The sequence below is a fragment of the Comamonas sp. F1-6 genome (assembly GCF_039581415.1).
In the GTDB taxonomy this organism is placed as follows: domain Bacteria; phylum Pseudomonadota; class Gammaproteobacteria; order Burkholderiales; family Burkholderiaceae_C; genus Comamonas; species Comamonas thiooxydans.
In genome coordinates this window covers 1-8,094 of record NZ_JBCPWN010000047.1, presented here as the reverse complement: position 1 = coordinate 8,094, position 8,094 = coordinate 1, and the positions used below count along the sequence as shown (strand labels likewise).

Genomic DNA, 8,094 nt, shown 5'->3' with positions numbered 1-8,094 from the left:
CTCCTTGCGCCAGTGGCAGTCATTGTGTTGCATTGACCAGTTGAATCCACAGCCAAAAGCGGACTGCGAAATGAAGGACAAGCGGCCACATAAAGCACCTTTCATCGCATCCGACTGGCAACCGCACGGTGACATTTTCCTCGATACACTCATTTTGAAAATGACTCATACCGCAGGCAACACGCGTAACGCTTCGTGTTCAGGGCTCACTCACGTTACCCAACATCAGGTGCAATTTGCTCTCCCTCCCTTGAAGCCATTGAGGATTTCGCTGGCGATCAACTCCTTGACTGGTAGCTGCCGCAAAGCATTGAGCGCGCCAACAAGGGCCGAGAGCTGTGAGCTCGATATGTGCACTGGCTCATGGAACGCATTTCGTTTCATTTAGCCTCTGTTAGCCAAATTTCATGCACTAAAGTCGCCCGTTTAGCTAATTATCGAGAGTCAACTGAGGGTCGATCTGAGCTGGTGCAACCAGCTAGAAGCACTCACACCCTACCCTTGCCGCGCCTCGATTCATATTGATCCAAGTGAAAAAATTCATTGAACCCTTCATTGGGGGATACCGCATGAAAGCGTTTATCCCATTCTGCATTGCCTCGCTGTGCTCCGTAGTATCTGCTCAAACCAGCGTGCCCTCGGGCCGCATAGTCCCGACTCCGATCTACGGCGTCACCGTGGACGATGTGAGCAGGCTTGGCGACATCACGCGCAGCCTATCGTCGCTGGCCTACCGGCCAACCACGCGCATCGTCTTCGATGAGTTCGTGAACCCGGACTACTACCGCAAGCCAGCAGTGGAAATCTCCAAAGTTTCCTATGTGATGGGTGAGATATTGGACTCGTACTACGTCAAGCAGTACAGCGTGGATGCGTACATACAGCGGACTAATCAATACCTCAATGCGTTGTCGGATGTAGTGGATATTTGGGAAGTAGCCAACGAGGTCAACGGCGAGTGGCTGGGGGCCAATGCCGATGTGGTGGCGAAGATGACCAACGCCTACAACATCGTGAAGGCACAGAACAAAACGGCCGCGATCACGCTCTACTACAACCAGGGCTGCTGGTCTCAAGCCTCCAATGAAATGTTCAAGTGGGCCGAGACCAATGTCCCTGCCTACATGAAGCAGGGTCTGGATTACGTCTGGATTTCCTACTATGAGGATGACTGCAACGGACTCAAGCCCAACTGGCAGCAGGTGTTCGACAAGCTGCGCGTGATGTTCCCCAATTCCAAGATCGGATTCGGGGAAGTGGGTACCTCACGCAAAACCAAGAAGGCCGAGTACCTGACCCGCTATTACACGATGAAGATCACTACCCCGAATTACGTGGGCGGTCATTTCTGGTGGTACTTCAGGCAGGACATGGTGCCCGTCACCAAGGAGCTGTGGACTACCCTGAATGCGGCGATCAAGGCGGAGCCCCGGTAGGTCAGTGAAGCATCCTCGTTTTCCTGCGCCGCCTAAAAGCAGAAGCCGGGGAAACGTTTGACACGATACGCGGCCGGAGGAGTCCGGCCTGGCGATTCATGTGGGCGCTGGTGCTTGAAGCGATGCAGCCAGCCCACGGTCATTGAGCGCACTTCCCGCAACGATTCAAAGACATGGCAGTCGAGCACCTCGGCTCTGCTGGTTCGGTTGAAATGGATGTACCGGCAACATTGATCATCTGTACCAAATGCTCGCTATCAATGCGCCGACAGCTTCGATCAGGGATTCACTGAGAAGATGATCATCCCTGGCTACCGAGGTCGCTCCCTGGCAGGCTCCTTTCGGCCAGGAGCAGCCGTCCTGCGCGTCGCCGCGAGCGGACGGTCCAGGCTGGTATCAGCCTTTCAAGTACAAAATGCCAATGACTGCAGTTGCCAAATGCTGTCATTGCACCAAGGCTTCCGGGAGGCCTGATCTACACCTCAAAGCTGCCACTCGCGTCTGAAGCATTCCGAGTATCCACTTTTGCATGCGTTGAAGTAGAGCTATCGCCAGAGCGGATGTTCATAACAATGCTCTTGTGCATGCACGCCGGGGCTGTCGGCAGCAGATCTGCGAGCCGACGGCAGATAGCCAAAGCGCGCGCGGAAAGTTCGGCAAATCAGGCACGTGATCAGTATCCACATGCCTGGGCAATCTCCGGAACACTCAACGATGTGGTGTGCACCAGTCTCATGGCGCAATGCATGAGCACGTCTTTCAGCACACTGCGTTGACGAGCAGCCTGCTATCTGCACCACTGCGGCCTCTGTCGCCAACTTTGCCAAAAACACAATGGGCTCGAATGAGCCCATTGCTTATCTGTCAAAACATATTGAATCAGGGCGCAATTGTGATGCCTTCCAAGCTCAGGACATCAAATCTCAACAAGCCCCATAGCGAAAGGGCCACAGAGCGGAAGCTTCTCACATTGGTCGACAAACATAGTTAGTCGCCAATGCGCCGCCTTGAGGCGTGCTGCCAATGTAGTGAGGATACGATCCAAGGCGGCACATGGGCTTGGAAGACACAAGGTCAAAGGGCGGCAATGGCTTGCGGCTAGTCAGAAGCAAATCATTAGCCGGCCTCTTATCCTTTTCCACCCAGTCATCAAGCAGACCAATGAAGTCAATGGCACCCGGCGTTCCATAGGACGGTGCATTGGCAGATCCTGCTGGCAAACCTGCCGATGTATGGGGCAATCCAGGCACGGCATAAGCCATGAAGAACTGATCGACTTTCTCCTGTCCCATTTTTGCCACCACTGCATCGTAGTAATCGATGCCAGTCTGGGGACTGTTACCCTTATCCGACAGGTTCTCGCGCATGATCAACTTGCCTCCTCGCGCACGGAACGCGCTGAGATCGGGATCCGTCATATCCATCCATTGCGAAAGCTGCTGCAGTCGGGCTTTATGGTCTTCGGCTTTGAAGTCAAGCGGGTTGTATTGCGCGTCTTTTGTCACGAAGTAGCGAACCAAGCTCCCCCCTACAGAGTAGCTGCGCCCTCCACCCACTGCGTCGGGGTTTGTACCGGGAGCAACCGTGCCTGTAACCCATCGCTCAAATGCACCGTCAACGGCTTCACTACCGTACAGGTATCCTGGATAAGACTGCAGCTGATTGGCCAACGTGAAGGGATAGCGTTGCCCGCCATATGTCCAACGCAGGGTCGCTAGCTGTGCATCTGAAAAGCAGGAATTTCCTTCATCGTTGCCACTGGAACATCTGAGGGATGCAATTGCTGTCTCCGCAAGGGGCCGGCAGGCCTTGTAGTTGCTGACAATCTGATCCTCAATGCCGTCAATAGCATCGCAAGCCTTTCGGACCGTGTCGTGCAAGAGCTGGACCTTGCCACCCAGCCAAGCTCCAGGCGAGCTTTGCACCTGGCCCATGCTTAACTGGAATTGCCATAAGCCCATCAACCGAATAACCGGATCTATGACAACGATTCCATCAAAGTCTGCTGGATAGCGCTGTGCCATCAGCATGCCTTCGCGGCCGCCTTCAGAGCCTCCGATGTAGTAGGCTTTGAGTGCTCTGTGTCCATAGAACCGTTCCGACAACTGCACGCCCACATCACGCGTTTTCTTGTACGCGGCATAGGCATAGTTTGTCAACGCTTCATCATTGAGAGCGAAGGCTCCGGCATCCACGCCGGCTGAAACTTGGTGCCCCGAATCTGTGCCAAGAGTCATATAGCCCCTTGTAAGCGGCAGCGGCGTCTCGGGGCCATCTGCACGGCCTGGCCCAAGCCCAGTCACCAAGGTCCCGTTGAGTCCGCCACCGCCCATTTGCACGCTCTTGCCGTTCCACGAAACGGGCAGGTTAACCTGGGATGTGATCAACGGTGCCGTAGTATCTACAGGACGAATATCGATCAACAACTCACAGTAATCTGGCGTTGCTGCAACCATCGCCGTTCCGGCCGCATTAGGAGCTGCAGACACTGCAGCGCGATACGTTGCCTTAGTGACAACCGCTCCTTGAGTCGGCTCGGCAATACGTGCTGCATCAATCTGAGCACTCTGCAATGCCGCACAGGTCTTGGCTGCGTCCTTTACAACCAGTGGCGTGGGAAATCCCGAACTACTGTCGTCGCCGCCACAGCCCGTCAGCAACAAACTTGCGGCAAGGGAAATCGAGCCCAAGTAAAAGCTGTGAGTTGTTTTCAAAGAAAGCATGTTTTTGATTCGTTGCATGGTGTGTGTCCTGTTCGGCCCGAGACTTAGAACGAATGCTTCAAACCCAGCATCACACCAGTTTGAGAATCTCCCGCGAGCGGGTTGCCTCCCACAGCAGCCGAACTGACGGAAATAGCCAAACGTTTTCCATTGTTTATGTGTGCGACCTGGGCATACGCAGCCGTTCGCTTGGAGAGCTTGTAAGTGCCGCGTAGTGCAATCAGAGTCGAATGATCGCCGCCCTGCGAATAGCGCAGCTGCTGTATTTGCCCGTCAACGGTAACGGCTGTAGACGGACTCCAGGAAAGTCCCACCCAGGCCAGGTTGCTACGTCGAGTGGCGCCATTGGTGAGCGATGCTGCCGCAGCCGCGTCGTTGTCACGGCGGATCACACCAGCCCCCAATTTGAGCGAAGGAGTCAGCGAGGCATAGCCATTGACCATGATGCGGCGGTCCTTCATGTCCGAACGCACCAGCCCCGCAAAAGCGCCTGCACCGCCGCGCATCTCATCAACAGCTAGCGCAGCTCCCCAAGGAGCTGTGTCGTACTTGAGCATGGCAGACCACTGGCGGCAAGCTTGCCTGTCCGTGCTCGATTCCCCTGCGCAATTGGCCCCTGATGGACTGGGACCGGCATTGACCGTATCACGTCCGAAACTATAAGCCCCCCCCAAACCCCATGCTCCAAAACGGCCGCGGTAGGCCAGCGAATTGTCGGTGCGTGTATTGGGAATGTAGCTGTCCAGACTGCTGAGTCCGAAGGCATTGGGCCCCAGCAGATCAGCATCGAACAGCGCCCAGTACAGCATGGTGTAGTTCCGTCCCACCGAGGCACTCCCCCAGCCTCCACTCAAGCCGACCCAGGCTTGACGCCCGAAGCCACGACCACCCTGATTGAGGGTTCCGGAATCCACGCCAAATCCCGACTCCAGTGCAAATTCGGCATTCAGGCCACCGCCCAGATCCTCCTTGCCGCGAACGCCCCAGCGCGAGGGCGCCGTACCGGTCAACCCAGGCATTCTCGTCAACGAGCCTCCGCCCTGCACATTGCTCAGGTGCTCAATTCCGGTATCCAGGTGCCCATATAGCGTGACCGAAGAGCCGGTCTGTGCCTGCGCCCCCATGGCTGCAGCCAACGATAGCGACGCTAACAACACTGGGCTGAAATGACGGTCCATTTTTTGTCTCCTGTTGATGTAGTAATAAAAATCAGCACGCCGCAACGTCACACCCGTTTGAGGGGGCTAGATACAGACGTTTGGGAAATGGGAGAAGCCCGCCCGGCTCAGGCGGCGGGACTTCCACAGAACATGACAAAGCGTGCCTCGCGCCGGGCAATCAACCAATGGCCGTCGGCAGTGCGGCAAAAGTGGTCGTTGAACTCACCCAGAAGTTGTCGCTCATGCGCCTTACGACCATGTTCTGTCACTGGCTCCGAGTCGTCGCAAGACCAAAGCAGCACCTGACTATGCGCGCTTGCGGTGTCTGCTCCATGCATTTCGACCAGGATATTGGTGAGCAAATGTCGTGTCATGCGGCCGCTTGGGCGCTGCTGATAGGCAGCAGCGATGGCAGTACGTCCATGCAGTGGCTCACCACGGGGGCGCTGCAACACGGCTTCTTCGGCAAACAGCTGTGAGAAGCGCAGGGCATCTCCAGCGTCGGCATAGGCCGCTGCACGTAAAACCAGGTCAATGCAAGCCTGTCGGTTCAACTGCTGCAGGTCGTTGTTCATCACTTGTCTCCTCGGATCGGCCGTCTAAGTTATGCCGTTTTTATTTGGTACCCAAGGATTCCACGAGCCAGCAATTAGAGCCAATGCCACCATCCATTCAATCAATGCGTTTTACTTATGAGGCAATGACACCAAGGACTGTCGTTACGCTAATCTAGGCGGGCCATGAACCTTCCATCTCTATACCCGCCTAGCGTCATTACGCATGAGTCATCGCATTTTCCCGATTTGGCCAGCCAGTTGCGATCCCTGCGAGCCGCACTGACTGTCGTGCGTCAAGGCAGCACCATCCGCGCAGCGCAGGCGATGCACCTATCCCAGCCAGCTGTTGCAAGGTCAGTGCTGCAGCTTGAGGAGGCCTGCAGGCTTCCGCTTTTCATTCGCGGTGCACGCGGCATGATGCCGACCGCGCTGGGAAACCAGATGGCTGCACGTATCGAGACAATGCTCCAGCATCTTGGCAGCGGAGCCGCCGAAGCTCAGGCCGCATCCGCCCTCACGGCGCGGCGTTCTTCATTGCCTCACCGCTTCGCAGAAGTGGTGCCACCCGGACATTTGCGAGCCTTGCTCGCTATCGCTCACTGCGGCAGCGAGTCGCAGGCTGCCCAGAAGATTGGCGTCACGCAGCCGTCCATTCATGCCGCGCTGCAAGGGCTGGAGGCCAGCCTTGGCCTGCAGCTGTTTTACAAACTCACCTTCGGAACTCGGCTCACACCGTCGGGAGAAGCTCTGCTGCGGCGTGTCAAGCTGGCCTTGGCGGAAATCAGGGATATGGAAAGCGATATCTCGGCCTGGCATGGCCAGATCAAAGGGCGTGTGGTAGTTGGAGTATTGCCGCTGTCCGTGGGTATTTTCTTGCCCGCTGCCGTGGACAGACTCTCCTCAAGCCACCCCGACATTGAGATCAGCATTGTGGACGGCACCTACGAAAGCCTGATGCAAGGCCTTATGAGTGCAGATATTGATGTCATTGCCGGCGCGCTGCGTGCACAAGTGCCAGAGGATGAGGTTCAGCAGCTTGAGCTGTTCGACGACGACCTGGTTGTCGTCGCCCCCAGCGATCACGACAGCCTGCAGCGTGAGCATCTGACGCTTGAGGATCTGCTGCAATGGCAATGGGTCACGCCATTGCCCAACACACCGGCAGATAGCGCAATGGTCAGGCTGTTCCGCTCGCACGGACTGGAGCCGCCGCGCAGCAATCTGCGAGCGAGCAGCCCGACCATGACGCTGGCCTTCGTGCTGCAGACCGGCAGGCTGGCCCTGGCCTCGCGTGGACAGGCCATGCGGGACAATCATGGCGGCCTGCTGTCCATCTTGCCCGTGGAGCTGCCCTCTACGCGTCGAGGCATAGGCCTGGCGATACGTGCGCAGGGAACCGCCTCACAGAATCTAGATCTGTTCATTCGGGCCTGCCACCAGACCATGGCGGACCTGCCCGCCTAATTGCTTCCCGCTAGCGGAGCATCCAGTCGGCCAGGGCTTTGGACACTTGCTCAGGCTGCTCCATGGTGCTCATGTGACCACTATCCTCGATCACGACCAGCTCTGCTCCGGGGCATAGCTGCTGCATGCGTTCGTGCCGGGACAAAGGACTCCAGAGGTCCTGCCGCCCACAGACCAGCAAGGTCGGACAGTTCAGCGCCTGCAGGACCGCTGTTGCATCGGGCCGACCCAGCAGAGCATCGATCTGTGCAGCAAAGATGGACGGGGTGAAGCGCGCCACCATGTCCAGGACTTCTTCGAACAGCGGAGTGTCAAGACGGCCGGGGTGAACCATGCCTCGTGCCCATTGCCCCCCCATCTCCCGCATGCCGTTCTCGAGCGCCTTGTCCAGCAACGCCTTTCGTTTGGCACGCTCGCTGGCACCAGCCTCGCCAGCCGCGATGGGCTCCATGCCGGTGTCCAGCAAAGCCAGACGCTCCACACGCTGCGGAGCCATCCTGGCGATTTCCAGTGCCACGCGCCCCCCCATCGAATGTCCGGCCAAGGAAAAGCGCTCTGCGCCTACCTCGCTCAGCACCAGGCGCGCCATTTCCTCAATGGAAGCAGCATGGCCATAGGAAGGGCTGATGCTGTCGGCGAAGGAAAGCGCCTTTCTCTGCTCCTGCCAAACCACTTCGTCACAAAGCAAGCCGGGCAAAAATACGATGCAGGGTTTGCTCATGCAGCGCTCTCCAGAATCAGATGGCCGACGGCC

At 57.2% G+C, this 8,094-nt stretch carries 7 protein-coding genes; 3 read left to right on the top strand and 4 right to left on the bottom strand.

Annotated elements, in window-relative coordinates; translation table 11 throughout:
* Together AAIL66_RS24085 and AAIL66_RS24080 are read left to right on the top strand one after the other, a co-directional pair.
* Positions 1–388, top strand: a 388-nt coding sequence (locus AAIL66_RS24085) for a hypothetical protein (protein ID WP_343497937.1), incomplete at its 5' end; no start/stop codon positions are given.
* A gap of 181 nt (positions 389–569) precedes the next feature.
* Positions 570–1,436, top strand: coding sequence for a hypothetical protein (locus tag AAIL66_RS24080; RefSeq protein ID WP_034390044.1), 867 nt, complete (start codon positions 570–572; stop codon positions 1,434–1,436).
* 965 nt (positions 1,437–2,401) lie between these two features.
* On the opposite strand, the gene AAIL66_RS24075 is transcribed toward AAIL66_RS24080, so the two are convergent.
* The 3 genes from AAIL66_RS24075 to AAIL66_RS24065 form a co-directional block, all read right to left on the bottom strand.
* Complete coding sequence (locus AAIL66_RS24075) at positions 2,402–4,177, bottom strand: tannase/feruloyl esterase family alpha/beta hydrolase (protein WP_343497936.1); 1,776 nt, start codon at positions 4,175–4,177, stop codon at positions 2,402–2,404.
* Positions 4,178–4,203: 26 nt separating this feature from the next.
* On the bottom strand, positions 4,204–5,337 hold the full coding sequence (locus tag AAIL66_RS24070; protein WP_343497935.1) for a porin: 1,134 nt from the start codon (positions 5,335–5,337) through the stop codon (positions 4,204–4,206).
* Between the two features lie 107 nt (positions 5,338–5,444).
* Positions 5,445–5,894: a nuclear transport factor 2 family protein gene (locus tag AAIL66_RS24065; protein WP_034389997.1), complete on the bottom strand. Its 450-nt coding sequence runs from the start codon at positions 5,892–5,894 to the stop codon at positions 5,445–5,447.
* A 165-nt stretch (positions 5,895–6,059) separates the two neighbouring features.
* On the opposite strand from AAIL66_RS24065, the gene AAIL66_RS24060 reads away from it, so the two are divergent.
* The gene (locus AAIL66_RS24060; RefSeq protein ID WP_034356393.1) at positions 6,060–7,340 is read left to right on the top strand and encodes a LysR family transcriptional regulator; all 1,281 of its coding nucleotides are present in this window, start codon (positions 6,060–6,062) and stop codon (positions 7,338–7,340) included.
* Positions 7,341–7,350: 10 nt separating this feature from the next.
* Here AAIL66_RS24060 and AAIL66_RS24055 read toward each other — a convergent pair whose 3' ends face one another.
* Entirely contained in the window at positions 7,351–8,061 is a 711-nt protein-coding gene (locus AAIL66_RS24055) for an alpha/beta hydrolase (protein WP_034389995.1), read from the bottom strand.
* Positions 8,062–8,094: the final 33 nt, after the last annotated feature.